The organism is Rhodobacter lacus, from assembly GCF_042683065.1.
Classification (GTDB): Bacteria; Pseudomonadota; Alphaproteobacteria; order Rhodobacterales; family Rhodobacteraceae; genus Rhodobacter; species Rhodobacter lacus.
This window is the reverse complement of sequence record NZ_JBHUIX010000013.1, coordinates 70,081-96,658: the sequence shown is the minus strand read 5'-3', so window position 1 is coordinate 96,658 and position 26,578 is coordinate 70,081. Positions and strand designations below refer to the sequence as shown.

Here is a 26,578-nt window from a genome sequence, read left to right as displayed (position 1 = left end):
AGGGAGACGGTCATGAGCATGAACACCTTCGGTCACATCTTCCGCGTCACCACCTGGGGCGAGAGCCACGGGCCGGCGCTTGGCGCCACGGTGGACGGCTGCCCGCCCGGCATCGAAATCTCGGAAGAGTTCATTCAGGTGTTTCTGGACCGCCGCCGCCCCGGCCAGTCCAAAATGACGACCCAGCGGCAGGAGCCCGACCGGGTGCGCATCCTCTCGGGGGTGTTCGAGGGGCGCTCGACCGGCACGCCGATTCAGCTGATGATCGAGAACACCGATCAGCGCTCGAAAGATTACGGCGCCATCGCGCAGGCCTTTCGACCCGGCCATGCCGATATCACCTATCATCTGAAATATGGCATTCGCGATTATCGCGGTGGCGGGCGCTCCTCGGCGCGCGAGACGGCGGCGCGGGTTGCGGCGGGCGGCGTGGCGCAGGCGGTGCTGAAAGCGCTGGTGCCGGGGCTCACGATCACCGGCTACATGGTGCAGATGGGCGAAAAGCACCTGAACCGGGCCAATTTCGACGCGGACGAAATCCTCAACAACCCGTTCTTCCTGCCCGATGCCACGGCCGTTGCCGACTGGACCGACTACCTTGAGGGTCTCCGCAAGGCGCAAAACTCTGTCGGCGCCGCGGTCGAGGTGGTGGCGACGGGCTGCCCCGCCGGGCTGGGCGCGCCGATCTATGCGAAGATGGACAGCGACCTTGCCGCGGCGATGATGACGATCAATGCCGTCAAGGGCGTCGAGATCGGCGAGGGCATGGCGGCGGCGGCGCTGATGGGCACCGAGAACGCCGACGAGATCGTGATGGGGCCCGAGGGGCCGGAGTTTCTCTCCAACCACGCGGGCGGCATTTTGGGGGGCATCACCACAGGCCAGCCGATCGTGGTGCGCTTTGCCGTCAAGCCCACCTCCTCGATCCTCACGCCGCGCCGCTCGATCACCGCCGCGGGCGAGCCGGTCGATGTTGTCACCAAGGGCCGCCACGACCCCTGCGTCGGCATCCGCGCCGTGCCGGTGGCCGAGGCGATGATGGCCTGCGTGATCCTCGATCATCTGCTCTTGGACCGCGCCCAGACCGGCGGCGTCCGGGGCGAGATCGGCTGAGCGCGGCTCAGCCGGGCCAGCCCTCGACGATGCACAGATCCGCCACGGAGATCGGCGTGCGCAAGGCCAGCGCATGCTGATATTCGGGGCTGAGATAGCAGGCGCGCGCCGCGGCGAGTGTGGGAAATTCGATCACCACGGTGCGCGGGCGCAGATCGCCCTCGACCACTTCCATCTCGCCGCCCCGCACCAAAAACCGCCCGCCATAGCGCGCGAAGGCCTCGGCATTCGCGGCGCGGTAGGCCTGATAGCCCTGCGGATCGTCAACCGTCACATGGCCGATCCAATACCCTTTCGGCGGTGCACTCATCGTCCCCTCCCCCATTTTTCGCAGCGTGGCGGGGGAAAAGGGGATTCGGCAAGGCTTTTGAAGGGGCTGCGCCGCGACGCTCAGCCGCGCGAGGCTTTTTCGGCGATCCCGGAGGTGCCCTCGCGCCGCTCAAGCTCGGCCAGCACCTCATCAAGCGCCACATCGCGCGCGGCAAGCATCACGAGCAGGTGGTAAAGCACATCCGCAGCTTCATAAACGAGGTTTTCGCGGTCGTTCTTGGCAACGGCCATGCAGGCCTCGATCGCTTCCTCGCCAAATTTCTGCGCGCATTTCTCCGGGCCCTTGGCCAAGAGCTTCGCGGTCCAGGAACTGTCGGGATCGGCGCCCTTGCGCGCCTCGATCGTGGCGGCAAGGCGGGAAAGCGTGGTCATGAGAGCCTCATCGGAATGCCGGCGGCGGCCATATGCGCTTTGGCCTCGCCAATCGTGTAGGTGCCGAAATGGAAGATCGAGGCGGCGAGCACGGCGCTCGCATGCCCCTCGGTCACGCCTTCGACAAGGTGGTCAAGCGTGCCCACGCCGCCCGAGGCGATCACCGGCACATCGACCGCATCGGCAATCGCACGGGTGAGGGCCAGGTTGAAGCCCGCCTTGGTGCCATCGCGGTCCATCGAGGTGAGCAGGATCTCCCCCGCCCCTTTCGCCACCACGGTGCGGGCAAATTCGACCGCATCAATGCCGGTGGGCTTGCGCCCGCCATGGGTAAAGATCTCCCAGCGGCCCGGCGCCACGGTCTTGGCGTCAATCGCACAGACGATGCATTGCGCGCCGAACCGGTCGGCGGCCTCGGCGATCACATCGGGGTTGGCAACGGCCGCGGAGTTGAAGCTGACCTTGTCGGCGCCCGCAAGCAGCAGCGCGCGCACATCCTCATGCGTGCGCACGCCCCCGCCCACGGTGAGCGGCATGAAACATTGCTCGGCGGTGCGGGTCACAAGATCAAACATCGTGCCGCGGTTTTCATGCGTGGCATGGATGTCGAGAAAGCAAAGCTCGTCCGCCCCCGCCGCATCATAGGCCTTGGCGGCCTCGACCGGGTCGCCCGCGTCGATCAGGTTGACGAAGTTCACGCCTTTCACCACGCGGCCGTCGGCCACGTCGAGGCAGGGGATGATGCGCGTCTTGAGCATGTCAGACTCCTTGTGCAGCCTTAGTAGCGAGCGCGGGGCCAGAAGCCAAGAAGCCAGACGCCAAGAAGAAGGGGGCTGTCTGCCCCCTCTGGCCGTTCCGGCCATTCACCCCCGAGGATATTTGCGCAAAGTCAAAGCAGACCGCCGCGTTGCCTCGCCTTGCCCGAATATCACGGGCAGGCCGGGCGGGGCCTCCGCCTCACCCGCGCAGCGCCGCAAGCGCCGCGCGCAGATCAAGCGCGCCGTCATAGATCGCGCGGCCCGAAATGGCGCCGGCAATCACGCCGGTGTCGCGCAGCGCGATGAGATCGGGCAGCGAGGAGACCCCCCCCGAGGCGATCACCGGGATCGAGACCGCGCGGGCAAGCGCCTCGGTTGCCGCGATATTGGGGCCGGTCATGGCGCCGTCGCGCAGGATATCGGTGTAGATGATCGCGGTAACGCCCGCATCTTCAAAGCTTTTGGCCAGATCGGTCACCATCACGTCGGTCTCCTCGGCCCAGCCTTTTGTGGCCACGCGCCCGCCACGCGCGTCGATGCCAACGGCGACCTGCCCCGGAAAGGCCTTCGCCGCCTCGCGCACAAGGGCCGGATTTTCCACCGCCACGGTGCCAAGGATCACCCGCGCGAGGCCTTTCGAGAGCCAGCCCTCGATCGTCGCCATGTCGCGGATACCGCCGCCCAGCTGCGCGGGCACGGTGATCCGCGCCAAGATCGCCTCGACCGCGGCGGCATTGACGGGCGCGCCCGCGAAAGCGCCGTTGAGGTCCACCAGATGCACCCATTCGCAGCCCGCGGCCTCGAATTGCGCCGCCTGCGCCGCAGGATCGGTGCCAAAGACGGTGGCCTTGTCCATCTCGCCATGCAGAAGCCGCACGCAGTTGCCGTCCTTGAGGTCGATTGCCGGGTAGAGGATCATCGCAGCGCTCCTTTCGTTTGCCGCCTCATGCCATGCGCCGGGCCGCGCGACAAGGCTTCGGTCAACGTCACGTCAGCCTTGCCGGGAATCGGCGCCTGTGGCGCAATGACGCGCGGATCGAGGGAGGAGAAACCGATGAAATCCATGCTTATCGCGGCGGCGTTCAGCCTTGTTGCGGGGGCGGCGCTGGCTGCCGACCCGATTGAGGGGATGTGGCAGACCCAGGCCGATGACGGCGCCTATGCCCATGTGAAGATCGCGCCCTGTGGCGCGGCGTTTTGCGGCACGATCGTGAAGGCGTTCAACGCCGAGGGCGCCTATGCCTCGCCCAATATCGGCAAGCAGATCGTGATCGACATGGTGCCCTCGGGCGCGGGCAAATATCAGGGCAAGGTCTGGCGGCCCTCGAATGACAAGATCTACATCGGCAAGATCGCGCTTTCGGGCGCGGCGATGAAGCTTTCGGGCTGCGTGGCGGGCGGGCTGATCTGCGCCAAGCAAAACTGGACCAAGCTGCCCTGACACCGGCCGGGGGCGGCGCAAGCCGCCGCCCCTTGGGGCGCGTGCGTGCTTGTGTCGCGGCCGGGGTCGTGCTTTCAAAGGGCATAGCGCCCGTTTCGGGTTTTTGCGGGAGCCGCGTTTCATGACCTTCATGCGCCTGAATGTCCGATTTGTTCCCTTTGCCGCGGCGCTCGTGCTGACGCTCGTGAGTTTCATCGGGCTTTTGCTCACGCTCTCGGTCTGGTGGCTTGGCGCCTTTGTGGTTGCCGCGGCCTTTGCCGTGATCGGGGTCCATGACCTGCGCCAGCCCCGCCACGCGATCTTGCGCAACTATCCGATCATCGGCCATCTGCGTTACATGATCGAGAGCGTCGGCCCCGAATTCCGGCAGTATTTCTTTGAATCGGATCGCGACGAGGTGCCCTTCAGCCGCGAGATCCGCGGCCTCGTCTATCAGCGCGCCAAGGGGGTGGAAGACAAGCGCCCCTTTGGCACGGTCGAATCCGTCTATGCCTCGGGGTTCAACTGGCTCACCCATTCGATGGTGCCGAAAACCATCCACGACACCGATTTTCGGGTCCGCATCGGCGGCCCGGATTGCACCCGGCCCTATGAGGCCTCGGTCTACAACATCTCGGCGATGAGCTTTGGCGCGCTCTCTGCCCATGCGATCGCGGCGCTCAACCGTGGCGCCAAGGCGGGCGGCTTTGCCCATGACACCGGCGAAGGCGGGATCAGCCGCTACCACCGCGAGGGCGGCGGCGATCTGATCTATCAGATCGCCTCGGGCTATTTTGGCTGCCGCAATGACGATGGCACCTTCTCGGGCGAAAAATTCGCGGCCCAAGCGCGCGATCCGCAGGTGAAGATGATCGAGATCAAGCTCAGCCAGGGCGCGAAGCCGGGCCATGGCGGCATGCTGCCCGCCTCGAAAATCTCGCCCGAAATCGCCGAAGCGCGCGGCATTCCGATGGGGCGCGACTGTGTCTCGCCCGCGGCGCATTCGGCCTTTTCCACCCCGCGCGAATTCATGGAGTTCATTGGCCGGCTGCGGGCACTTGCCGACGGCAAGCCCGTGGGCTTCAAGCTCTGCATCGGGCATCGGCGGGAGTTCATGTGCCTTGTCAAAGCGATGATCGAAACCGGGATCGCGCCCGATTTTATTGTCGTTGACGGCAAGGAGGGCGGCACCGGCGCCGCGCCGCTCGAATTCGTCAACCGGGTCGGCATGCCGATGCTTGAGGGGCTGAATTTCGTCCACAACACCTTGCGCGGCGCAGGGTTGCGGCGGCGCATCCGCATTGGCGCGGCGGGCAAGATCGTCTCGGCCTATGACATCGCCCGCGCGATGGCGCTGGGGGCCGATTGGTGCAACTCGGCGCGCGGCTACATGTTTGCCATCGGCTGCATTCAGGCGCAGTCGTGCCACACCAACCGCTGCCCGGCGGGGATTGCCACGCAAGACCCCCGCCGCATGGCCGCGCTGAATGTCGAGGACAAAAGCGCCCGCGTGGCGCGGTTTCACAAGAACACGCGCCACGCCTTGGCCGAGCTGGTGGGCGCGGCGGGGCTCACCCACCCCTCCCAGTTCCTGCCCTATCACTTCATGTTTCGCAGCAAGAACAACGAGTTCCTTGATGGCAACGAGGCGTTTGAAGACCTGCCCGAGGGGTTCTTGCTGACCGGCTCGGACCACCCCGACCTGCACTCCTGGATTGATCGCTGGCAGCGCGCGAGTGCCGAAACCTTCGTGGCAGAACGCATGCCGCAAAGCCGCTTCGCCTCCTGACCCAGCGCCAAAGCTTGCCCGTTTGCCGCCTTTCTGGCAGGCTGGGGGCCTCAGCGGGCGGCGCCCCCGCGCCCCCCGGATCGGGAGACCGGGCATGTATTACGCAGGGCTGCGCATCGGCGAAGGGGACAGCACGGCAACGCGGCGCTGGAAGGCGCGCACGATCGACGACCTGCTCCGTCTGCGCGCCGCGCTGCGCCAGGCCAACCGCCTTGGCGTCGCCTCGCGCGCCCCCGACCCGGCGCGGCGGCGCCTGCGCATCGCCACATGGAACCTGCGCGAGTTTGACAGCGGGCGATACGGCTACCGGCTGCCAGAGGCGATCTACGCCATCGCCGAGGTGATCTCTGCCTTCAACATCGTGGCGCTTCAGGAGGTGCGGGGCGACCTGCGCGCCCTCAAGCGCCTGATGCGGGTGCTGGGGCCGGACTGGCAGGCGATCATGACCGATTCCGACATGGCGCAAAGCGCGCATGGCGAGCGGATGGTGTTTCTTTATGACACGCGCACGGTGCGGTTTCAGGGCACGGCGGGTGAGATCAGCCTTTCCGATGCGGATCGGCTGTTTTTGCCCGACAGTTTCGATCTGACCTTCCCGGCGGGCATCACGCTGGAACTTCCCGAGGGCACGGAGCTTGCCCCGCCCGCAAAAATCCCCTCCGAGAAGCGCGATGACGGGCGCTATGCCATTGACCCGGCGGCGCTGGTTGCGCTGCCCGCGGGCACCAAGATCGTGCTCCCCGAGGGCGTTCAGCTGGCGTTCAAGGGCGCGCCAGAAGAGTTTTCCTTCGCGCTGGACAACAACCGCATCACCGACAAACGGCTCGAGCTGCACGCCGGGCCCCGGCGCCATTTCTCGGCCCCGGTGCGGCTGCGCTGGCCCGCGCGCGAGATGGAGCTTGGCGCGCAGCAATTCGCCCGAACGCCGTTTGTGGTCTATTTCCAGTCGGACTGGATGAAGCTCGCGCTTTGCACCGTGCATATCTACTTTGGCGACAATGAGGAGGGCTCCGCCGCAATGGCGCGGCGCACCGCCGAGATTGCCGCGCTCACCCGCGCGCTCGGCAAGAAGGCTGCCGCCGAAGGCAATTCGGATGCGGAGAGCTATTTCATGGTTTTGGGCGATTTCAACATCAAGTCGCGCGCCCATGGCACGATGGCGGCGCTGGAAGACAACGGCTTTCTGGTGCCCGAGCGGATCCGCGAGATCCCCGAGGGCACGAATGTGCGCCGCGACATGTTTTATGACCAGATGGCGTTCTGGACTGGCAAGGAGGGCACGCCCGGCTTCAGCCCGCATACCCGGATTTCGGTCTCCGATGCGGGGGTGTTTGACGTGTTCAAACATGTGTTTCGCGAGGGAGAGGACGATCCGGGCGGCGCCGACGAGGCCTATTTTCGCGCCCGGATGGAAGAGGTTGGCAAGCCCTATGCAAGCTACCGCGACTGGCGCACGCATCAGATCTCGGATCATTTGCCGATGTGGGTCGAGATCGAGACCGATTTCGCCGATGCCTATCTGCAAACCTTGCGCCGCGAGACGTGAGCCTCAGCCAAGATCCTAGCCAGGATCCTAGCCAAGATCCTCGGTGCGCCGCGCCGCCACCAGCACGCCCAGCGGCAGAAGCGTGGTGAGGCAAATCGTGACGAAGGCCATTGCCATGCCGAGCCCGACCGAACCCTGATCGAACTGGCGCCAGATATAAGTGGCGATGGTCTGATGCCCGACCGGCAGGATCAGGAGCGAGGCCACCAGCTCGCGCGCGGCAACCACGAACACAAGCAGCATCGCCACCATCAGATGCGGGAAGATCAGCGGCAACAGGATGCGCCGCGCCATTGTCAGCTCTGACGCCCCCGCCACCCGCGCGGCAGCATCGAGCGAGGGCGCGATCTGCGCCAGCGCGGCGGTGGTGTAGCGCACCGGCTGTGGCAGAAGCAGCAGCACATAGGCAAGCACAAGGATCGAGAGCGTGTTATAGGGCGTGACCGGCCACCACGGCTGGTTCCAGAGCAAGATCATGCCCAGCGCCACCACCACCCCCGGCGCGGCATTGGGGAGCGCGGCAAGCAGATCCACCGCAAGGCGGCCCCGCGCGCGGGTGCGCACCACCACAAAGGCGGCAAAAGCCCCCAAAAGCCCGGTGGCCAGCGCAGCCACCAGCCCGAGCCAGAGGCTTGTGAAGAGAGCCGCGCGTGCGGCAGAGCCCGCCGCGAAGACGGCGGCAAAGTTCTGCAGCCCGAGGTTTTCCAAAGTGAGCCCGCCAGAGATGGTTTTGGCCGTTGCGGTGGCGAGCACCGCCAGAAGCGGCACCCCGGTCGAGACAAAGGCGACAGCGGCGAAGAGAAACAGCGCGGGCACGGTGCCCCGGCCGAGCGGGCGGCGCGAGGCCGCGAGCGGGCGGCCGCCGGTGGTTTCATACCCGCCCCGCACGATCAGGCGGCGCTGCGCCAGATAGGCAAGGGTCGCAAGGCCCACGAGCACCAGCGCCAGCGTCGAGGCGCCGGGCAGATCCACCGGCCAATCGCCGATCGCCTCGTCGATCCCGGTCACCAGCACCCGAAAGCCGATCCGCGTGCCAAGCACCGCGGGCGTGCCATATTCCTCGATTGCCATGGCAAAGACGAGGATCAGGCTCGCGGCAAGCCCGGGCAAGGCAAGGGGCAGCGTGACGCGCCAAAACGCGCGCAAGGGCCCGGCGCCAAACACCCGGCTGACATCGGCAAAGCGCCCGCCAATCGCGGCAAAACTGCGCGAAAGGGCAAAATAGACCACCGGAAAGCAGTGCAGACCGAGCAAGATCACGATCCCCGGCACCGAGAACAAGAGCCCCGCGATATTGTGGCCGGTGAGCTGTTCCAGGTAGCCGCGCGGCTGGCCCGTCATCACCCAGCCGAGCGTGGCGATATAGGGCGGGATCATGAAAGGCACGAGAAAGACCAGATCCCAGAGCGCCGCGCCGGGCAACCGGTAAAGCGCGCGGATCGCGGCCAGCGGCACCGCGATCAGGGCGGAGACGGCAACCGTCCCCACCCCCATGATCAGGGTGTTGAGCGTGGCCTGTGGCAACCGCCCCGTGCCAAGCACCTCAAGCGAGGCGGAAAACGGCGCGGCAAGGGAGCCCGCGCCGATTTTGGGAAAGATCGCCTGCGCGACGATGAAGAGGAAGGGGGCGGCAACGATCCCGGTGAGGAGCACCAGCGCCAGCGCCGTCAGCCCTCCCTGCACTGCACCCCCTTGCCCGCGCATCAGCTGCCAAAGCTCGCGGCAAAGGCTTTCAGCGTTTCGGCGCGCGCGCCATAGGCGGCGGCGCTGTCGAGCGGCAGCAGTTTCAGCTCGTCGATGCGCGGGCGCTTGGCGGGCACATCGGTGCGCGCGGGCATCAGGAAGGTCTTGGCGACCATCTCCTGCCCCTCATCGGAGAGCATGTAATCAATGAACTGCTTCGCCTCTTCGGGCTGTTGCGAGCTTTGCAAGATCATCGCCGGGCGCGGCGCCACCACGGTGCCCGAGGCCGGGAAGATCACCTCGACCGTTTCCCCCTTGGCGGCAGCGGCCATCGAGATGTAATCGACCGCGCCGAAAACGGCGCCCTTGGCGCCTTGCAAGACCGGGTTGAGCGCATCGGCATTGGCGCCTGCGATGATCGCCCCATTGGCGGCAAGATCGTCAAAGATCTGCGCTCCGATGGCGCCATCCAGCGCGGCAACAAGCTCGAACATCGAGCCCGATTTCGCCGGATCGGGCAGCGTCACCATGTTTTTGTACTCCGGCGTCGCGAGGTCGGCCCAATCGGCGGGTTTGGGCAGGCCCGAAGTCGGGTTCCACGCAATCGCGAGCGCCGAAATGCCCTGCGCCACGGCGGTATCGGTTTTCAGGAAATCGGGCACCATCGCGGCATTGGGCGAGGTATAGGGCAAAAGCTTGCCCTCGGCGGCCATCGTCGTCGCGGTATCCCAGCTTGCCGAGATCACCACATCGGCCACCGGATTGGCCTCCTCTGCGGCAAGCCGCGCCATCACCTTGCCGGTGGTGGCCTGAAACACATCGACCTTGATCCCGGTCTTGGCGGTGAAGCCCGCCGAGAGATTTTCGATCAGCTTGGCGGGGCCTGCGGTGTAAACGGTGATGTCGGCCACGGCAGCCTGGGCCGAAAGCCCGGCCGCGAGCGCCACGGTGGCAAGCAGCATTTTTGTCATGGAGAGATCCTCTCTGATGGGGAAGTCGGATGGGGACAGGGCGGAAACCAGCGCAGCCGCGCGTGACACAGGTGCAGCCCCAAAACCTCGCCGGGCAGCGCGCGCCGGGGCAGCAAAAGCTGGATCTCGTGCCCGCCCTCGAGCGCGAGCGTGGCAAGGTGGCCATCGCCACGAAAAAGGGTGCGCGTCACCCGTGCGGCAAGATGCCCCTCCCCCGCGGGAACCACGCGGAGCGCCCTGCTCGGCACGAGCACCGTTGCACACTCGCCCGGTGCCGCGCTCGCAGGGGCAAGACGGGCGCCACCGGCCAGATGCCAGCCCTCTGCCCCGCGCCGCGCCGGCAAAAGCGCGCCAAGGCGCAAAAACCGCGCAATCGACGCGGAGGCCGGATCGCTCACCAGCGTCTCGGGGGCGGCGATCTGGGAGATTTGTCCCGCCTCCATCACGGCCACCTCATCGGCAAGCGAAAAGGCCTCGGCGTGATCATGGGTGACATAAAGCGCGGTGAGGCCCAGCTCGGCCACCAGCCCGGCGATTTCCTCCACCATGGTCTCGCGCAATTCGCGGTCGAGATTGGAGAGCGGCTCGTCAAAAAGCACAAGCGCAGGCTCCGCCACGATCGCGCGGGCAATGGCAACGCGCTGCTGCTGGCCACCCGAAAGCGCGGCCGGGCGGCGCTCCGCATAGCGCTCAAGGCCGACGCGTGCAAGCGCGCGGCTGACCCGCGCGGCCCGTTCTGCCGCCGCAATCCCTTGCATTTCAAGCGGAAAACCCACGTTTTTCGCCACGCTCATATGCGGCCAGAGCGCGTAATCCTGAAACACCATGCCAAGCCCGCGCGCCTCGGGCGGCAGCGCCTTGCCCGGCCCGGCCACCACCCGCCCGGCAAGCCGGATCGTGCCGTGATCGGGCGCGAGAAGCCCCGCCACAAGGCGCAACAGCGTGGTCTTGCCCGAGCCGGACGGGCCAAGCAGCGCCAACACCCGTCCCGGCGCGAGCCGCAGATCGACATTTTCGAGAATGGCCGTGCCGCCAAGGCGCAATGAGAGACCCGCCATTTCAAAGGCGGGCGGGGGCACCTCGGTCGGGCGCACTGCGGGGCTGTCTGTCGCGCGAAGGTTCATCGCGGCGGACCCTAGTGCCCCGGCATGACGCTTGCATGACACCCGTGAGCGCGGCGCGCGATATGCTCAGCGCGGGCGCGGCGTTTTCAGCATGCCGCCCCCGGCATCCCGCGCGAGCCGGGCAAAGAACGGCGCAGAGATCAGCGCAACCGCCGCCATCAGCACAAAGACCGGGGCAAAATCTCCGGCATCAAGCGCCGCATGGCCTGTCATCGCCTGCATACCCGTCAGCCCGAAGGCCGCCACCGTGATGCCCACCGAGCCCGAAAGCTGTTGCAGCACCGAATTGAAAGAGGTGGCGGAACTCATCCGCTCTGCGGGCACTTCGGCATAGGCAATGGCATTGATGGCGGTGAATTGCAGCGACCAGCCCACCCCGGCAACAAAGAGCGGCACCACGATCAGCCCCCATGGCGTTGTGGCGGTGAACAGGATCGGCAGCAGCATCAGCACGGCAGAGATCATCGCATTCGCGACCAGCACGCGCCGAAATCCGAACCGGTCCAGGATCGGCTTGGCCACGAATTTCATCGTCATCGCGCCAAGCCCCGCGGCAAAGGTGAGCGCGCCCGACTGAAACGGGGTCATCGCAAAACCGAGCTGGAAGAGCAGCGGCAAAAGGAAGGGCCGTGCCCCGGCGCCGATGCGAAAGAAGGTGCCGCCCAGCGCGGCAATGCGAAAGGTGGGGATGCGCAAGAGCCCAAGGTCCACCAGCGGCTCCGCCACCTTGCCGGCATGGACGACATAGCCCGCGATCAGACCGCAGCCCCCGAGCGTGAACCCCGCCATCCAGAGCGGCGAAGACAGGTTCAACCCCGCGAGCGTCACCCCCGTCAGCACCGCGCCAAGCCCGGGGCCCAAAAGCAAAAAGCCGCGCAGGTCAAACCGGCGCGTGGTCTCGGCGGTCACTTGCGGAATGAACAGCGTCACCAGCCCCATGCCCAGCACCGCGATCGGGATATTGATCCAGAAGATCCAGCGCCAATCCCACCATGTGGTGATGAACCCGCCCAGAAGCGGCCCCAGCACCGGCCCGATCAGCGCGGGCACGGTGAGCCAGGCGAGCGCATTGACCAGCTCTGCCCGCGGCGTGGTGCGCAGCACGATCAACCGCCCCACCGGCACCATCATCGAACCGCCGATCCCTTGCAGGACGCGCGCCGCCACCAGCCCCTCAAGCGAATTGGCCGCCCCGCAGGCAATCGAACCGGCGGCGAAAACCGCGATGGCGAGGCGGAAGATGGGCCGCGCCCCGAACCGGTCGGCGGCCCAGCCGGAGGCGGGAATGAAGATCGCCAGCGCAAGCATATAGGAGGTCAGCGCAAGCTTGAGATGAATCGGCGAAGTGTCGAGATCGCGCGCGATCTCGGGGAGCGAGGTCGAGATCACATTGGCGTCGAGCGTTTCCATCAAGAGCGCGACCGCCACGATCAGCGGCATCAGCCGTGCATGCAGCAGGGCGCGAAACGCCGCCCGGGTCATGCGCGGCACGCCGACATTGCGGGCCCCAAAGCGCCTGAGCCTGTCATCATCCCCTTGCCCTCTGCGCGGTTGTCCTTGTGCGCCGGATGCACCGCGCGGGCACGCTCCGGGCTTGCGGCGCCACATCGCTTGCGATCCGGCACGCCACGAGGCCCCATATAATCCGTCAACAAAAATACGCCAATCATTTCAATCGGAAACGGTGCAGCATCCGCAAAATGCCTGCAACCGGTTCGCAACAGGCGGCGGCGCACCAGCCGCGCCCTTGATGCCGCGCACCAAGACGGCGATCACCGGTCCGGGCGGCAGCGGCCCCCTGCTCTTCCTGCTCTGGGTCGTCACCACCCGACCGCAGGGAGGAGAAGTGGATCGGGGGATCTGGACCGGTTGCGCGCGTTTTCCAACGGGTTTTCCGCCTCGGTTACGCCGCCACGGCATCACGCATCGGCGGGTTGCAGCAGGCCTGACCGGGGGATTTTCCGTCACGCGATGCATGGGGGCGCGGCTGTTTTCGAAGATCAGCCCGGAGACATTTTTCTCCGCCATCCTGCGCGCTGCAATCGTCATCTCTTGGTTCTGATCAAGAATGGCTCTGGAGCCTCGCCATAAATTTCAACTTGGAATTGACTTTGCCCGTGAGCATCTTCATAGGAGCCCCCTCGGGGAGTAGCGACCGCTCTGGCAGCGGAGGCACGTCAACAGACTCGCGGAATACCGCGTGGCGTGTCTGACCTGATGGGTTTTGCAAGACCGTGGCGAGAGGGCTCTGCGGGCGGGGTCCATGCATCGCCCGGATCAGCCCTGAGGAAAATGCATGTCCCCGATCTCCATCGGCGTACTGGCCGTCTCCATGTCGCTTGATGCCTTCATTGCCGCGATGGGCAAGGGAACCACGGCCTCCCGTCCCAGCTTCGCCATGACCCTGCGCACGGGGGCCATCTTCGGCCTCGTCGAAGCAATCACCCCGCTCATCGGATGGGCGGCGGGGATTGCCGCTTCCCGCTATGTCGCGGCGGTGGATCACTGGATCGCCTTCGCTTTGCTGGGCGGGGTCGGCGTTCACATGGCCTTGCAAGCCTGGACGCGGACGGAGGAAGAGGCGCCCTCCCCGTCTCTTTGGGCAACAATCGTCACCGCAATCGGCACTTCGATCGATGCGATGGCCGTTGGCGTGTCCCTTGCCTTTCTGGAGGTGAACATCTTCGTCATTGCGCTCGCGATTGGCGCCACGACGATGGTGATGAGCACAACCGGCTTGCTGGTGGGCCGCTACATCGGCGTTCGGTTCGGTCGGATCGCCGAAACGCTGGGGGGCATTGCCCTGATCTCCATTGGGACCATGATCCTCTGGGAACATCTCTCCGTGGCAGCATGATCAGTGGCCGCAGCGTCAGGCGCCCTCCCCCGCCCAAGCGACCCCACGGCGCGGGCGGGGGAGGGCCAACTGACTCGCAAGCGTGTCCTGTTCGAGAGGGGAGAGGCCCCGGGCGCCAGCATCGTGGCGAGGATATGGCCGTTCTTCCCGGAGGCCTGCGGCCATGCCGATCAGCATCTGAGGGCTTTTGCGGTCCCTGGCAATGGTCCAGACGATCGGCCCCCAGATCTGCCGTGCGGCTTTGGCCCCGCCAAGAACGGCCCCAAAATCACTCTAAATCATTGCGTTACGGGCGCCACCCCGGAACACCCCGTTTTTGGGGGCAGCCGGCGCCAAAGCCCGCGTTCAGAGCCGGAAAGCGCTCACGAAGCCGGGCCGTTCGATCCCGGGCCGCAGTTTCGGATCGGCAACCGGATCGCCGGTCACCATCCGCACCGGCACATGCCCGGCCCAGAGATCAAGCGCCATGTCGGCTTCGTCCTCCTCGGGCAGGCCCGCCGCGACCTTGGCCGAGACCTCGTCGAGCTTCATGCGGATCACTTTCGAGGCCTTCCATTCCTGTTCGGTCGGCGGGCGGGCATAGTCCCACAGCCCCGGCGCAAGGCGGGTGACAAAAGCCTCGAGCGCGGCTTTCTTCTCTTCTCCCGCCACCAGTTCGGTTGTGCCGAAGGCCATCACCGAGCGATAGAGGATGTTGTGATCGAAGGCCGCGCGGGAGAAGGCCACGCCGTCGAGATGGGTGACCGAGAAGCACACCGGCACGCCCGCCTCCTGATTGCGCAGCATCCGGCTGGCGGAAGACCCGTGCCAATAGACATAATCGCCGATGCGCCAATGGCAGGTCGGCGTGACGATCGGGGCGCCGTCCACCACATAGCCGATCTGGCAGACAAGGGCCGTGTCGATGATCGCGTCGATGGTGGCGCGGTCATAGGCGGCCAGCCAGTGATAACGCTTGAGACGGGTGCGCTCGGAGGGGGCTTGCGGTTCGGTCATCATGTTTCCTTTCGGGTCAACAGCAGGAGCCGGCAAAGATCGGCAGGTCAAAGGCCATCGGCACCGGATAGGCGGGCTCGGTGGCAGGCAGCGCCTTGAGCGCGGCGATATGCTCGGGGGAGAGGCCATGCAGTGCCGCACCTTCGGCGATGCGGTCGCGGTAGGGGCGGCTCGGCGGCTTTTCCGCGCGCCGTTCGGTCTTGATCAGCGCGACGGCGCCAAGGCGGGTTCCCTCCTCGGTCACCACATCGATGGGGGTGTGGAAATAGCGCCCGGTGCCGTTCAGCTTCACCCCGCGCGCGGCTTCAAGCGCCTCCGCCTCGGAGGGGGCAATGGCATAGAGAACGCCCGGCACGGTGGCGTCGGGGTCCGGGATCAGGCTTTCCTCGGCCCCGTCCCAGACCCGTGAATAGCCGAAGAAACCGAGCCGCCAGCCCGGCGCCGTGGCGCGGGCACGCGGTTTGGCCGCGGGGCAGAAGCGCGCGATCTCCTCGGGGTGGAGGTCAATGCCATAAGCGAAGACAAGCACCTCTCTCATGGCGCGACCTCTGTGGTCGCCGGTTGGGTGAGGGTGATGAAAAGCGCGCCGTCGCGGCGTTCCTCGTGGCGTTCGAGCCCGAGCGATTTTACCGCGCGTGCGAGCCAGCGCGGCGGGTGATCCATGCGGATGATGAGCGGGCGGAACGGCGTGGCCGAGAGAATTGGCCCCAGCACCGAGCGCGAATTGTGCCGGGCGTCCTCTGCCAGCGCGCGGGCGAGGTCGACATAGCGCGCGCCGTCGGGGCGGATCTCGGCCAGCACCGCGGGCGGCGGCGTGATCGCGACAAGGCGGGCGGAACCGCACGAGCCGCAGCCCGACTGGCTCGAACACTCGCAGGCCTCGGCCTGGGCCTGCGCGGTGAGCCGCTCGATTTCGCCCGCTTCGACCGAGGCGAGCATCGCCGCGGCCGAGCCCGCGGATTTCCAGACGCTGAATCCATACTGCTCTTGAAGCAGCGAATAGACATAGCCACGCACCTCCGACGAGATCAGCACGGTGCAGGGCGCGAGCGCGAAGACCATCTTTTCGACGGCCGCGCGCAGCCCCGCAATGCCGCCTGTGCGCGGCAGGTCGACGGGCCATTCCTCCATCAGCGCCCAGTCCTGGCCCGTGCCCTCGTAAAGGCACAGCCGTCCCGGCTCCGTGAGCGAAACAGGGGTGTCGGTGTCATCAAGATAAAGCGCAATCTGCATGGGAAGGCTCCGGGGATGAGGGAAAGGGCCGGGCCAGCCGTGGCGGCCCGGCAAGTGGTATGGCGATGCCGTCACCACACGTTGAGGATCCATTCCTTGGTTTTCTTCGCCTCCATGTCGGCGAAAAGCGTGTTGGCCATCGTTTCGGCCAGAAACATCGCGCCGCCGTAGCCCAGCACCGGATGGCGATACATGCCCGCCCGGTCATAGGTCGGGAAGCCCACGCGCACCATCGGCACCTTGTAGTCGATGGAGATGAAGCGGCCTTTCGAATGACCCAGGATCAGATCAAGCTCGAGCCCGTCCTTGATCCGGCTTTCCAGATCCCAGAAATCGGCATTGGTCACGATTTCCAGATCAGGCGCGTTTTCCTGCAGCGCCAGCACGCGGGGGTCTTTCACATAGCCCGAGTTGTCATCGCCCAGCAAAAGCAGTTTCGGCTTCATCTCGAGGTCGAGACAGAACTCGGTGAGCCCGATCGCCAGATCGGGGTTGGCATAGATCGCCACGCGCTTGTCGGCCAGAAACATGTGGCCGATGTCGGCGATGGCATCGAGCGCGATGCCGCGTTCCTTCACCAGGCTGGCGGGGATCGGCTGGCCCGTCATCTCCGAGAGCGATTTCAGGAAGGCATCGGTGTTGCGGATGCCAACCGGGGTCGGCCCGATCACCGAGGGAACCTTGAACTTCTTGCGCAGATAGTCGGCGGCCTTTGCCCCCTCGTAGCGGTTGAGCGCAATCGTGCCCTTGGCGTTCGCCGTGTCGCGCAGATCTTCGATGGTGGTCGAGCCATGCGAATGGTGATCGAGGTTCGGCATCAAGGGGCTGTCGAAGCTTTCCACCTCGAAGAGCACATTGGCCTTCACCTCCATCGCCTCAAGAAGATGCTTGAGCTCCTTCACATCGCCCGGGTTCACCCAGCCCGTGATCAGGTTGATCTTGTCGCTGGGCTCGTCTTTTGTGGCGAATTTCTTCACGAAATCATGCACCGCCTTGTCGTAGCCGGTGATCATCGAGCCGACGAAGGAGGGGCAATGCACGGTCATCAGATGCACCTCACGGCCGGGGAACTTGGTCGGCAAAAGCTCGTCTTCAAGCTTCGACAAAAGCCCGTCCACGTCATCGCCGATGATCTCGGTCGAGCAGGTGGTGATGATCGGCACCACCTTCACATCGGGGTAACGCGTCAAGAGCACCTCGACCGCGGTTTCAACGCGATCAAGCGCGCCGAACACCGCGCCGTCTTCATGCACCGAGGAAGAGGCGATCTCGAAGCTTTCCTTCATGTGCTGCGAGATCAGGAGCCGCACGAACATCACGCAGCCCTGGCCGCCGTGCACGATGCCGATGCAATCCTTGATGCCGATGGAGGCGAATTGCGCGCCGGCGGGCTGGCAGGTGAAGATCGGGTTGATCGTGCCTTCCCGCGCCTTCTGGGTGACCTGGCAAGTCATGGGTCTGATCCTTTCAATAATGCGGGACGGTCAGCTCGGTATTGAGCGAGCCGTGAACGGTGAGATGGTCGATCTTTTCGTGCAAAGCCTTGAAGAGGCTTTTGATTTCGGGCTTTGTCATGGCCATCAGCCACGGGAAGCGCGCCTTGTAAGCGCGGGCGAGGATCACCGCATCGACCCAGTAGCAGCGGTCAAGCGGCGTTTCGTGCACCGGCTCCTCGCCGCAAAGGATCTCGCTGGTCTGGCTGAGGATGCCCGCGTTCTGCTTGAGCCGGTCCCAGCCGCGCGAGTTGAACTGCCACAGGCAATTCTTCATGATGTAATCGACGAGCGGATCGAGTTTTTCGTTGATATCGGTCATGGTTTCCCTCACTCGGCAGCGGTTTGGGCGGCGTCGCGCGCGGCCTTTTGCGCGGCGTCATAGGCGAGGTTGCGGGCGCGCACTTCGGCGATGGAATCGTATTTGCCGGTATATTCGTGCAGCACCTCGCTGAACTTCACCTCATCCGAGACGGTCAGATCGGCGTTCATCTTCGCGGTGCGGAAGCCCGAGGTGATCGCGGCATCGGGGGCGGAGATGTCGATCGCCGCAAGCTGGCGCATCGGCGAATAGATCGCGTTGTAGATGTCGCGCGCAAAACGCACCCAGCCCTCAAAGCCCTTGTAGGGGCCGTTGTGATAGGCATGGGCGTTGAGATAGGGCACGCCATGTTTTTTGACGAACTCACCCGGGCGTTTGCCGGTGAAGATGATGTCGGGCTTGAGCATGCCGATCGCCTCGACCGATTCCAGCTCGTTCGGGTCGTCGATCGCGAGCGCGCCTTCGCCGCAGCGCGAAACGCCCTTCTCCATGTCGCCCTGATGGCCGAACTTGGTGTAGACCGAGACGATCTTGACGCCCATTTCCTCTTCGAGCACATGCGCCCAGTGCCAGAGCTTGGAGCCGCCCGGCCAGAGGCAGACCTTTTTGCCCTGCAGCCGTTCCTTGTACCAGTCGAGCTGCGGTTTCCACTTCGCATATTCCTCGGCGATGATCGCCTCGGCGCGGTCTTCGATGCCGAAGAAAAGCCCGACCTTGCGCAACGAATCCGCGAGCGGCCGGAAGCCGAAACCGTCGATGTCGAGCCGCGGGATGCCGTAGCGCTGGCGCAGCTCGTCGCAGATATATTCAGCCGAGCGGGCGCATTCGAGCACGTTGAGATGGGCGCGGTGCATCATCCGCAGGCTGTCATAGGAGCCGTTGCCGGTGAAGGTCGACAGCACCTGAATGCCCATCTTATTGAAATAGTCGATCATCACCTCCTGGTCGCCCTGGATGTTGTATTCGCCCACGTAGTTGATGACATGCTCGCCCAGATATTCGGGCTCGACGGTGCCGACCTTCTGGTTCAGCCAGGCGATGTTGATCTTGTGGTGGCCGCCCGACTGGCTCGGGCCCGCAAAGCCCGGCGAGTTGCACACGAACACATCGACATCGCCGCGCTCTTCCATCACCTCGCGGGCAATGGCGTCGACGTCGTCGCCGATCAGCGCGGTGGTGCAGGTCTGATAGACCGTCATGCGCTTGATGTTCGGGAAGGCGTCAAAGGCCTCGTGCATCGACTTTTTCAGCAAGCCTTCGGCGCCAAACACGACGTGCTTTTCCTTCACGTCGGTGGCGAAGGTGTATTTGAGCTGGAAGTTGTCGTTGTCCGAGATGTAGCGCTTGGTCTGCCAGGTGTCATAGGTGCAGCCGTTCGGCCCGTGAGAGATGTGGATCACATCCTTCATCGGCGTGCCGATCACGTGCTTGGCGCCGCAATAGGCGCAGCCGCGCTCCGAGATCGTGCCGGGGATGGTGTTGAGGTAGCCTTTGGGCAGGCACGAGGTCAGATCCTCGCCCGCCGCCTTCATCACCGCGTGCTCTTTCCGCTCGGGGATGCATTTCGAGACTTCAAACTCATGGTAGGGCATTGGCCTTGCTCCATGCGAGAGGGGGGAAGGGCGCCGGGCGCGGCGCCCACGAACTCAGGGATGCCGCGTCAGTCCATCAGGCCGTATTTGACGACCATGGCTTCCAGCTCATCCATCGCGAGCGGTTTGGGGATCACGAAATCCTCGTTCTCGATGATCTTGCGGCCCAGTTCGCGGTATTCCTGCGCCTGATTGGCCTCGGGCTGGAATTCGGTCACGGTCTGCTTGTTGAACTCGGCCTTTTGCACGATGTTGTCGCGCGGCACGAAGTGGATCATCTTGGTGCCGATGGCGGAGGTGAATTCTTCAAGGAATTCCTTCTCCCCGTCCACATTGCGGCTGTTGCAGATGATCCCGCCCAGACGCACGCCCGATTGCCGGGCGTATTTCGCCAGACCCTTGCAGATGTTGTTGGCGGCATAGATCGCCATCATCTCGCCCGAGGCGACGATGTAGACCTCTTCGGCCTTGCCGTCGCGAATGGGCATGGCAAAGCCGCCGCAGACCACGTCGCCCAGCACGTCGAAGAACAGGAAATCAAGGTCTTCGCTATAGGCCTCGTTTTCCTCCATCAGGTCGATGGCGGTGATCACGCCACGCCCGGCGCAGCCCACCCCCGGCTCCGGCCCGCCCGATTCCACGCAGCGGATGTCCTTGAAGCCGGTCTTGACCACCTTGTCCACGGTGACGCGCTCGGCGCCCTCGATGCGCAACGTGTCCATCACCGTTTGCTGCGGCAGCCCGCCCAGCACCAGACGGGTGCTGTCGGCCTTGGGGTCGCAGCCGTGAATGAAAACGTTCTTGTCGTGGAAATAGGCAAGGGCTGCGGCGGTGTTCTGGGTGGTCGTCGATTTGCCGATACCACCTTTGCCGTAAATGGCGATCTTGCGAGTCATTGGGGTCTCCGTGGGAAGGGTTGCTCCGGAGACGGCGTTTCGCTGCCGTCTGCCCCTGATAGAGCAGCGCGCGTGCCAAGGCGGATTTCGCGGCAAAAAATCCACCAAAACCATGACATTAAATAACTTTTCTAAAAGCCTCAGGCGCCTCCTGGGCCCTGCCCCGATTACCGTTATGTAAAGCGTTACCGTTCGGTAAGTCGCCCACCGAACGCAGGCCGGCACGAAAAAGGCCCCGCGTGGGCGGGGCCGGGTCGGGTTGGCGCGGTGGGCCAAGGCCGGTCGCTCAGCCTGCCGCGCGGAATCGCTGCGCCTCGATGCCAAGCCGCCCCATCCGCAGCCCCAACACCCGGCGTGAGACCCCGAGCATCTCTGCCGCCTGCCCGATATTGCCCGCCGCCGCCTTCAGCGCCTCGACGATCATCTCCTGCTCGACGATCCGCACCTTCTCCTCCAGTCCCACCCCCAAAGCCGTGCCACTTTCCTTCGCGGTCTGCACCGAGGGCGGCAGGTTCCAGGCATGGATCACCTCATCGTCAGACAGGATCACCGCCCGCTCGATCACGTTTTCCAACTCGCGCACATTGCCCGGCCAGTGATAGGCCATCAGCATGTTCAGCGCGGGCGTGGAGATGCGCTTGACCGATTTCTCCATCGCGGCGCAGGCGCGGGCGACGAAATGATCGGCCAGAAGGATGATATCCGCGCCGCGCTCGCGCAACGGCGGCACGGTGATCGGCACGACATTGAGCCGGTAATAGAGATCCTCGCGAAACCGCCCCTCGGCCACTGCGCGCGCCAGATCGCTGTTGGTCGCCGCGATCACCCGCACATCGACCGTCACCCGCGTCGACCCGCCGACCCGCTCAAGCGTGCGGTCCTGCAAGACCCGGAGCAGTTTCGCCTGCACCGCAAGGCTCAACTCGCCCAATTCGTCCAGAAACAACGTGCCGCGATCAGCCTGCTCGAACAGCCCTTTGCGCTGCGCCAAAGCGCCGGTGAAGGCGCCCTTCTCATGGCCGAACAGCACGCTTTCCGCCAGGGTCTCGGGGATCGCCGCGCAGTTGAAGCGCACGAAAGGTTTTGCCGCCCGGTCCGAGGAATAGTGAATGGCCGAGGCGACGAGTTCCTTGCCCACCCCGCTTTCGCCCAAAATCAACACGGTGGCCCGCGTCTTCGAGACCTTGCCGATCAGGTCGTAGACATCGGCCATCATCGCCTTGGAATTGCCGATGATGTTGCCCGGCTTGAACCGCTCTTTCAGCGCGTCGCGCAAGGCGCGGTTCTCGCGCTCCAGCTCCAGCTTCTCGACATTGGCGATCAGGTAAAGCTCCACCATCGGCGCGATCATCAGCGCGATTGCCGCCAGAAACTCGGCATCCTGCTTCAGCAGCCGTTTTGAGATATAGAACCGCTCGCCCCCGATCGTGCCCAGCACCCGTTGCCCGAGCATGATCGGCACGCATAAAAACGCCGCGCGGCGGCGCTCTTCGCGCGCATGAGCGCCGGTGCGGTCAAGGAAATCGGGGCTCTCGTGTAGCCGCGGCGCCACGATCACCTTGCCCGATTGCGCCACCTTGCCGGTGATGCCTTCCCCCACCGCATAAACGCCGCGGCTCTCCTCTTCGGGGCTCAGCCCGAAGCTTTCATGGATGAACACCTGCCCGCGCCGGCTGTCGATCAGCGCCACCGAACCGCGGTCCATCCGCATCTCCACCCGCATCATCTCGAGGATCAGCGCCAGCGTTGCGCCCAGATCCGCGGCCTCGGAGATGCGCGCGTTGAGCCGGTAGAGCGTGGGCAGCAGGTTGACCCGACATTCGCCCGAATAGCACTGGCCGAATTCGTCCTCGCGCCGGGTCGCGCCGAGGTCCAGCGCCTCGATCTCGTTGTCACCGAACATGCTTTGGCCTCCGCTATAAAGTGATTCTACATAACGAAATTGCGCCGGGAGCCGCGGGCTGCCAAGGGGCTTCGCGCGGCTGCGGCCGCGGGGCGGGAGGGGGCGCGACCGCTGCCGCCGGGCTGCGCGGTTTTCGGGCGCCGCTGCTCGCCGCGCAGGCAAACCGCAAGCGATGGCGGCGGGCAGAGACCGGCACAGTTGCCGCCACATGCCGGGCGGGTGGTCGCCTGATGGCCCCAGCCGCGACCCTGTTGCCCCCATCAGGTGATGGGCGAGAGCCTCCACGCCATCGTCACCAAAGGGCCGACCGAAGTCTCTCGATGCGCGCAGGGCCGCGTTCGCGCAACAGCGCCACGGGGACAATTGTCCATGGCTTGACGCTCTCGCAGGGCGGGATCGCAGCATGGGCGCCGCGCGAAAACGCGCGATCCTCTATCAGAACCGCGCGGCGGGGATGCGGGGCATGGCGGCACGGGTCAGGCCATGCCCGGTCAGGCCATGCCCGGAGCAAGGTGGCGCAGGCGCTCGGCGATCAGCGGCCGCCATTGGCACCCGGCCGCCGCGGGCGGCAAGGGATGGCCTGCCCAGCGTTGATGCGCCCAGCCGCCCTGCCCCGGATCGGGCAGCACCAGCACCTTGCAGGCAAGGAGCGTCTCCCGCTCCCGCGACCAGGTCGCATCCCAGCGCGGACCGGCAAAGCGCAGCCGCCAGCCCTGCCGCGCAAGATCTGCGGCAAGCCGGACAAGGTCATGCTCAACCAATTCGCAGCGGCTCGCGGCACGGGTGGTGAAGGCGAGCATCATTCGGGCAAACATGCATAATCCTCCCGTGACGGGCGGGGACAATGGGGGAAGCAGCGGGATGACGGGGTCCGGGCGGGCTCTCAGGCCGCCCCGACCAGGGGGCGCACAACGATCCGCCAAGGCTGCGGATCGCGGTGCCGCAGGAACTGCCGGCTGACGGCCGCGGGGTCATGCGTGACCGCGGTCTGCACCACGCCCCCCACCCGAAGCGGTTGACCGGTGCGGCGATCCACCAGTGTCACGGCATAAAGCGGCACGGCGGCGATCATGCGAGGAGCCAGCCCAGAACCGCCGCCCAAAACACCAGCGCGGCAATCAGCACGACCGCAAACCCGGCCCCGGGGGGCCAATCGGTTTCGGGGTCCGAAAGCCAGGACGGCCGCGCCGGGCCGCACGCGCCCCCCTCTGACGGAGGAGGCAGGACGCCATAGGCCTCGGCCGTGCGCAGCGGCGAGACGAACTGCAGCGGCAACAGCGGTGCAGGCCGGAGATCGGCGTGGATCGGCAGGACGTGGGGCATGACGATTCCTTTCTGGCAGCAGAGGACCAACTGCACAAATACTCTACCCAGAAAGTCGTCTTTTCAAGAAAAGATTCACGCTTAACTTTGTCGTCTTTTGAGGGAATTATTCTCTGACCACAGGGGAAACGATCTCCAGACGCCCCGCGCAAAATCAGTCAATCCTTTGATCCGAAAGTATTTTCAGCCCGCAGCCTGGCCCGGAGCCGTGCCACCCGCGCGCAGCATGTCCGCCAGTGTCAGCGATTCGATCAGCACGAGATAAGACCAGAACACCTCGGCAAAGACCTTGCGGATGCGGCAGGCCGCCTCATCCGCGCAATCGTCGCAGGGCTGATAGGCGGTGCGCGACAGGCACGGCAAGGGCGCAATCGGCCCGTCGATGCGGCGCAGCAAGTCAGGGATCGATATCTCTGTCGGCGGTTTGAGCAATGCGTAGCCGCCCGAACGGCCCCGGATCGAACTGACAACCCCGGCCTTGCGCAGATCGAGAAGAATATGCTCCAAAAACCGCTTCGGCGTCCCCGACCTTGTGGCGATCTCTTCGATCGTCAGCGCCTGCGGCGCCTCACGCCCGGCTTCGTCGGCCAGTTCCAGAAGCGCCTTGAGGGCGTATTTCATCTTTTGAGTGATCATCGGGCAGGATTACGGGGCCGGAACGCACAAATCAACAGCGATCCGGTCGGGATTTCCGCTTTCGCCCGGGTCGCAAGCGGGGGAGAATAAATATCTACAATCCTTGTGGACATTTCGTATTTTATTGTCATGCTGGCCACATCATCCCCAATCCCAGAGGATAGCATGGCAGAGCTTGACCTGATCGACCGCAAGATCGTTGCCGAATTGATGCGCGACGCGACCTTGCCAGTGGCGCAGATTGCCGACCGGGTGGGCCTGTCGCAGACGCCGTGCTGGAAGCGGATCCAGAAGCTCGAAACAGCCGGGGTGATCGAAAAGCGGGTGGCTCTCGCCAATCCGCAGGCGCTTGGGCTCGGGCTGACGGTGTTCGTGGCGATCGAGGCCCCCGATCACGGGGCCGACTGGCGCGACACCTTTGCCACCGAGGTGGCGAAGCTGACCGAAATCATGGAGGTCTGGCGCATGGCGGGCGAAATGGATTACCTTTTGCGCGTCGCCGTCCCCGACATGGCGGCCTATGACCTGCTCTATCGCCGCCTCACCGATGCCGTGCCGATCCGCAACATCACCTCGCATTTCGCGATGGAGCGGCTGCGCCACACCACCGCCTACCCGATCGACACCAAGAGCTGGTGAGAGCGAAACCGCCGCCCGCCGTCGCACAAGAGCCGGTTTCTTCTCTTTCTCCGCCGGTCTTTGGAACGCACAATCACGACGCACGTGGTAGACATTATGGACCACGATCCGCCTGAACGGAGGCTTCCATGATCAAGACCCTGCTCGTTCCCGGCCTGGACGGCTCGCCTGCGCCGCATTGGCAAGACTGGTGGGCCGCCACCGACCCGACCGCCCTGATGGTCGACCTGCCCGATCCGGCCCATCCGGTGCCCGAGGCCTGGGAGGCTGAACTGGCTGGAATGGTGCTGCAGCATCCGGGCGCAGTGCTGGTGGGCCACAGTCTGGGCGCGGTGCTGATCGCGCGGCTGATTGCGAAATGGCCACAGATCGAGGTCAGCGCCGCGCTGCTTGTGGCGCCGGCCGATACAAGAGGCGCAAGGCGGATCGGGCATTTCGACACCCCCGACCGGCACCCCTTGCCCGTCCCCACAACCCTTGTGGCCAGCCGCAACGACCCCTGGATGCGCTATGAGCGCACGGCGGAGCTGGCGGCAGCCTGGGGCGCCAACCTCGTCGATCTGGGCGCGGTCGGGCATATCAACCTTGCGGCAGGCTTTGGCCCCTGGCCCCTCGGCAAGGCCCTGCGCGACCAGCTTTTGGCCCGGAAACCCCGGCAAAAGCGGGGAGGAAAAACCGCATGAAGCAGCTCTTCAAGCGCGCGCCGCTCTGGCACGACTGGTTGACCCTCGCCGCCCTGCTCGGCGGCTGGGGCGGGCTGGTGGCCGCCATTCTGTTGCACTGACCGCGTCGCAGACCGGCCATGCTTGACGGACGCATCGACCCCGACCTGATCCGGCTTTTGACCCGCGGCGAAAGCCGCCTCCCCCGGCGCGGCGACGCAACACCGCGCCCCAAAGCCACCGCCACCACCGCAGATCGCGGCTTGGCGGGCGGCCTTGGGCGCCTCCTCCGCCGACTGCGGGCGCGGCGGAAGGGACGCAGATGAGCCATTGGCCTCGTCACACCGACATCTCCTTGTCATCGGTGGCGGGGCCCGCGGCGGTCCCATGGCGTTTCACCCGCTGCGCGCCTCCGATCCGTCGGAACGGGCGGGCATGACCCCCGGAGTGTCCGGCGGCGGTCCGCCGCAACAAGCCCCTTCGGGCGCCACACCCTCCGGGCAAGGCGCTCTGAACGAGAGGGTCGGGTGACCTGATCCGAAGTCGGGTCGCGGCGCAGATGACCCACTTCCTTCGGCGAGCGGATCACGTCCTGGGCGCCCGCTCGCCAGTGCGGCCAATGTCTCCACCAGTTTTTAGCCTGCTTTCGAGAACGTCAGCGCGGTGCTTGCAGCTCAGGACATCCCGAAACGAAGGCATCTGTTGAAGTCTCCAAGAGTTATCGGGGCAAAGAGATGAGTCACGACATGTGTGGGAAGGGCGATTGCCATTCCTACACGGCATTGATTTCAAATCAAAATCCATGGCGCGCGGAAGGTGGCGGAAGCGGTGGGATTCGAACCCACGGAGGGGTCTCCCCCTCGCTGGTTTTCAAGACCAGAGCCTTAAACCACTCGGCCACACTTCCAATCCGCTCGCCC

Annotated in this window: 29 protein-coding genes and 1 tRNA gene; 8 read left to right on the top strand and 22 right to left on the bottom strand. The window is 65.2% G+C overall.

Annotated elements, in window-relative coordinates:
• Positions 1-12: 12 nt before the first annotated feature.
• Positions 13-1,113: a chorismate synthase gene (gene aroC / locus ACFSM0_RS12680; protein WP_377390914.1), complete on the top strand. Its 1,101-nt coding sequence runs from the start codon at positions 13-15 to the stop codon at positions 1,111-1,113.
• 7 nt (positions 1,114-1,120) lie between these two features.
• On the opposite strand, the gene ACFSM0_RS12675 is transcribed toward aroC, so the two are convergent.
• The 5 genes from ACFSM0_RS12675 to ACFSM0_RS12655 form a co-directional block, all read right to left on the bottom strand.
• Positions 1,121-1,423 (bottom strand): DUF1330 domain-containing protein, encoded by a 303-nt coding sequence (locus ACFSM0_RS12675; RefSeq protein WP_377390912.1) that lies wholly within the window; start codon positions 1,421-1,423, stop codon positions 1,121-1,123.
• Positions 1,424-1,503: 80 nt separating this feature from the next.
• Entirely contained in the window at positions 1,504-1,815 is a 312-nt protein-coding gene (locus tag ACFSM0_RS12670) for a phosphoribosyl-ATP diphosphatase (protein ID WP_377390910.1), read from the bottom strand.
• The gene (hisF, locus tag ACFSM0_RS12665) at positions 1,812-2,573 is read right to left on the bottom strand and encodes an imidazole glycerol phosphate synthase subunit HisF (RefSeq protein WP_377390908.1); all 762 of its coding nucleotides are present in this window, start codon (positions 2,571-2,573) and stop codon (positions 1,812-1,814) included. Before hisF ends, ACFSM0_RS12670 begins: the two co-directional genes overlap by 4 nt.
• A gap of 199 nt (positions 2,574-2,772) precedes the next feature.
• Complete coding sequence (gene hisA / locus ACFSM0_RS12660; RefSeq protein ID WP_377390906.1) at positions 2,773-3,492, bottom strand: 1-(5-phosphoribosyl)-5-[(5-phosphoribosylamino)methylideneamino]imidazole-4-carboxamide isomerase; 720 nt, start codon at positions 3,490-3,492, stop codon at positions 2,773-2,775.
• Positions 3,489-3,638 carry a hypothetical protein gene (locus tag ACFSM0_RS12655; RefSeq protein WP_377390904.1) on the bottom strand — a complete coding sequence of 50 codons (150 nt, stop codon included), beginning with the start codon at positions 3,636-3,638 and terminating at the stop codon, positions 3,489-3,491. Before ACFSM0_RS12655 ends, hisA begins: the two co-directional genes overlap by 4 nt.
• Between ACFSM0_RS12655 and ACFSM0_RS12650 the strand changes: the two genes are divergently transcribed.
• The 3 genes from ACFSM0_RS12650 to ACFSM0_RS12640 all read left to right on the top strand — a co-directional run bounded on the left by ACFSM0_RS12650 (position 3,628) and on the right by ACFSM0_RS12640 (position 7,328).
• Entirely contained in the window at positions 3,628-4,014 is a 387-nt protein-coding gene (locus ACFSM0_RS12650; RefSeq protein WP_377390902.1) for a DUF2147 domain-containing protein, read from the top strand. The genes ACFSM0_RS12655 and ACFSM0_RS12650 overlap by 11 nt on opposite strands.
• A gap of 121 nt (positions 4,015-4,135) precedes the next feature.
• On the top strand, positions 4,136-5,782 hold the full coding sequence (locus ACFSM0_RS12645) for an FMN-binding glutamate synthase family protein (protein WP_377390900.1): 1,647 nt from the start codon (positions 4,136-4,138) through the stop codon (positions 5,780-5,782).
• A gap of 94 nt (positions 5,783-5,876) precedes the next feature.
• Positions 5,877-7,328, top strand: a complete 1,452-nt coding sequence (locus ACFSM0_RS12640; protein ID WP_377390898.1) for an exonuclease/endonuclease/phosphatase family protein — start codon at positions 5,877-5,879, stop codon at positions 7,326-7,328.
• Positions 7,329-7,355: 27 nt separating this feature from the next.
• On the opposite strand, the gene ACFSM0_RS12635 is transcribed toward ACFSM0_RS12640, so the two are convergent.
• From ACFSM0_RS12635 to ACFSM0_RS12620, 4 genes are all read right to left on the bottom strand, one after another.
• Positions 7,356-9,011 (bottom strand): ABC transporter permease, encoded by a 1,656-nt coding sequence (locus ACFSM0_RS12635; RefSeq protein WP_377390896.1) that lies wholly within the window; start codon positions 9,009-9,011, stop codon positions 7,356-7,358.
• 20 nt (positions 9,012-9,031) lie between these two features.
• Positions 9,032-9,982 carry an extracellular solute-binding protein gene (locus tag ACFSM0_RS12630; protein ID WP_377390894.1) on the bottom strand — a complete coding sequence of 317 codons (951 nt, stop codon included), beginning with the start codon at positions 9,980-9,982 and terminating at the stop codon, positions 9,032-9,034.
• Positions 9,979-11,106, bottom strand: a complete 1,128-nt coding sequence (locus ACFSM0_RS12625; protein WP_377390892.1) for an ABC transporter ATP-binding protein — start codon at positions 11,104-11,106, stop codon at positions 9,979-9,981. The genes ACFSM0_RS12630 and ACFSM0_RS12625 overlap by 4 nt, the downstream gene beginning before the upstream one ends.
• 66 nt (positions 11,107-11,172) lie before the next feature.
• Complete coding sequence (locus ACFSM0_RS12620; protein WP_377392454.1) at positions 11,173-12,588, bottom strand: DHA2 family efflux MFS transporter permease subunit; 1,416 nt, start codon at positions 12,586-12,588, stop codon at positions 11,173-11,175.
• A gap of 202 nt (positions 12,589-12,790) precedes the next feature.
• On the opposite strand from ACFSM0_RS12620, the gene ACFSM0_RS12615 reads away from it, so the two are divergent.
• Together ACFSM0_RS12615 and ACFSM0_RS12610 are read left to right on the top strand one after the other, a co-directional pair.
• Positions 12,791-13,168 carry a hypothetical protein gene (locus ACFSM0_RS12615; RefSeq protein ID WP_377390890.1) on the top strand — a complete coding sequence of 126 codons (378 nt, stop codon included), beginning with the start codon at positions 12,791-12,793 and terminating at the stop codon, positions 13,166-13,168.
• Between the two features lie 234 nt (positions 13,169-13,402).
• The gene (locus ACFSM0_RS12610) at positions 13,403-13,963 is read left to right on the top strand and encodes a manganese efflux pump MntP (protein ID WP_377390888.1); all 561 of its coding nucleotides are present in this window, start codon (positions 13,403-13,405) and stop codon (positions 13,961-13,963) included.
• A gap of 345 nt (positions 13,964-14,308) precedes the next feature.
• Here the strand turns inward: ACFSM0_RS12610 and ACFSM0_RS12605 are convergent, their stop codons facing one another.
• The 12 genes from ACFSM0_RS12605 to ACFSM0_RS12550 all read right to left on the bottom strand — a co-directional run bounded on the left by ACFSM0_RS12605 (position 14,309) and on the right by ACFSM0_RS12550 (position 24,357).
• On the bottom strand, positions 14,309-14,959 hold the full coding sequence (locus ACFSM0_RS12605; protein ID WP_377390886.1) for a pyridoxamine 5'-phosphate oxidase family protein: 651 nt from the start codon (positions 14,957-14,959) through the stop codon (positions 14,309-14,311).
• A gap of 16 nt (positions 14,960-14,975) precedes the next feature.
• Positions 14,976-15,497 (bottom strand): gamma-glutamylcyclotransferase family protein, encoded by a 522-nt coding sequence (locus ACFSM0_RS12600; protein ID WP_377390884.1) that lies wholly within the window; start codon positions 15,495-15,497, stop codon positions 14,976-14,978.
• Positions 15,494-16,192, bottom strand: coding sequence for a Fe-only nitrogenase accessory protein AnfO (anfO, locus tag ACFSM0_RS12595; RefSeq protein ID WP_377390882.1), 699 nt, complete (start codon positions 16,190-16,192; stop codon positions 15,494-15,496). The genes ACFSM0_RS12600 and anfO overlap by 4 nt, the downstream gene beginning before the upstream one ends.
• Positions 16,193-16,263: 71 nt before the next feature.
• Positions 16,264-17,646 carry a Fe-only nitrogenase subunit beta gene (gene anfK, locus ACFSM0_RS12590; RefSeq protein ID WP_377390879.1) on the bottom strand — a complete coding sequence of 461 codons (1,383 nt, stop codon included), beginning with the start codon at positions 17,644-17,646 and terminating at the stop codon, positions 16,264-16,266.
• Between the two features lie 13 nt (positions 17,647-17,659).
• The gene (anfG, locus tag ACFSM0_RS12585) at positions 17,660-18,007 is read right to left on the bottom strand and encodes a Fe-only nitrogenase subunit delta (protein WP_377390877.1); all 348 of its coding nucleotides are present in this window, start codon (positions 18,005-18,007) and stop codon (positions 17,660-17,662) included.
• Between the two features lie 8 nt (positions 18,008-18,015).
• Positions 18,016-19,599 carry a nitrogenase iron-iron protein, alpha chain gene (anfD, locus tag ACFSM0_RS12580; RefSeq protein WP_377390875.1) on the bottom strand — a complete coding sequence of 528 codons (1,584 nt, stop codon included), beginning with the start codon at positions 19,597-19,599 and terminating at the stop codon, positions 18,016-18,018.
• A gap of 68 nt (positions 19,600-19,667) precedes the next feature.
• The gene (gene nifH / locus ACFSM0_RS12575) at positions 19,668-20,495 is read right to left on the bottom strand and encodes a nitrogenase iron protein (RefSeq protein WP_377390873.1); all 828 of its coding nucleotides are present in this window, start codon (positions 20,493-20,495) and stop codon (positions 19,668-19,670) included.
• Between the two features lie 286 nt (positions 20,496-20,781).
• Positions 20,782-22,398: a sigma 54-interacting transcriptional regulator gene (locus tag ACFSM0_RS12570; RefSeq protein WP_377390871.1), complete on the bottom strand. Its 1,617-nt coding sequence runs from the start codon at positions 22,396-22,398 to the stop codon at positions 20,782-20,784.
• Between the two features lie 491 nt (positions 22,399-22,889).
• Complete coding sequence (locus ACFSM0_RS12565) at positions 22,890-23,213, bottom strand: hypothetical protein (RefSeq protein WP_377390869.1); 324 nt, start codon at positions 23,211-23,213, stop codon at positions 22,890-22,892.
• Positions 23,214-23,281: 68 nt separating this feature from the next.
• Positions 23,282-23,470, bottom strand: coding sequence for a hypothetical protein (locus tag ACFSM0_RS12560; protein WP_377390867.1), 189 nt, complete (start codon positions 23,468-23,470; stop codon positions 23,282-23,284).
• A complete protein-coding gene (locus tag ACFSM0_RS12555; protein WP_377390865.1) occupies positions 23,467-23,721 on the bottom strand; it encodes a hypothetical protein in 255 nt (84 codons plus the stop codon). Before ACFSM0_RS12555 ends, ACFSM0_RS12560 begins: the two co-directional genes overlap by 4 nt.
• Before the next feature lie 183 nt (positions 23,722-23,904).
• Positions 23,905-24,357: an Rrf2 family transcriptional regulator gene (locus ACFSM0_RS12550; protein ID WP_377390863.1), complete on the bottom strand. Its 453-nt coding sequence runs from the start codon at positions 24,355-24,357 to the stop codon at positions 23,905-23,907.
• A gap of 165 nt (positions 24,358-24,522) precedes the next feature.
• On the opposite strand from ACFSM0_RS12550, the gene ACFSM0_RS12545 reads away from it, so the two are divergent.
• Together ACFSM0_RS12545 and ACFSM0_RS12540 are read left to right on the top strand one after the other, a co-directional pair.
• On the top strand, positions 24,523-24,996 hold the full coding sequence (locus ACFSM0_RS12545) for an Lrp/AsnC family transcriptional regulator (protein WP_377390861.1): 474 nt from the start codon (positions 24,523-24,525) through the stop codon (positions 24,994-24,996).
• A 128-nt stretch (positions 24,997-25,124) separates the two neighbouring features.
• Positions 25,125-25,679, top strand: coding sequence for an RBBP9/YdeN family alpha/beta hydrolase (locus tag ACFSM0_RS12540; RefSeq protein WP_377390859.1), 555 nt, complete (start codon positions 25,125-25,127; stop codon positions 25,677-25,679).
• A 796-nt stretch (positions 25,680-26,475) separates the two neighbouring features.
• Here ACFSM0_RS12540 and ACFSM0_RS12535 read toward each other — a convergent pair.
• Positions 26,476-26,565, bottom strand: a tRNA-Ser gene (locus ACFSM0_RS12535).
• Positions 26,566-26,578 lie beyond the last annotated feature (13 nt).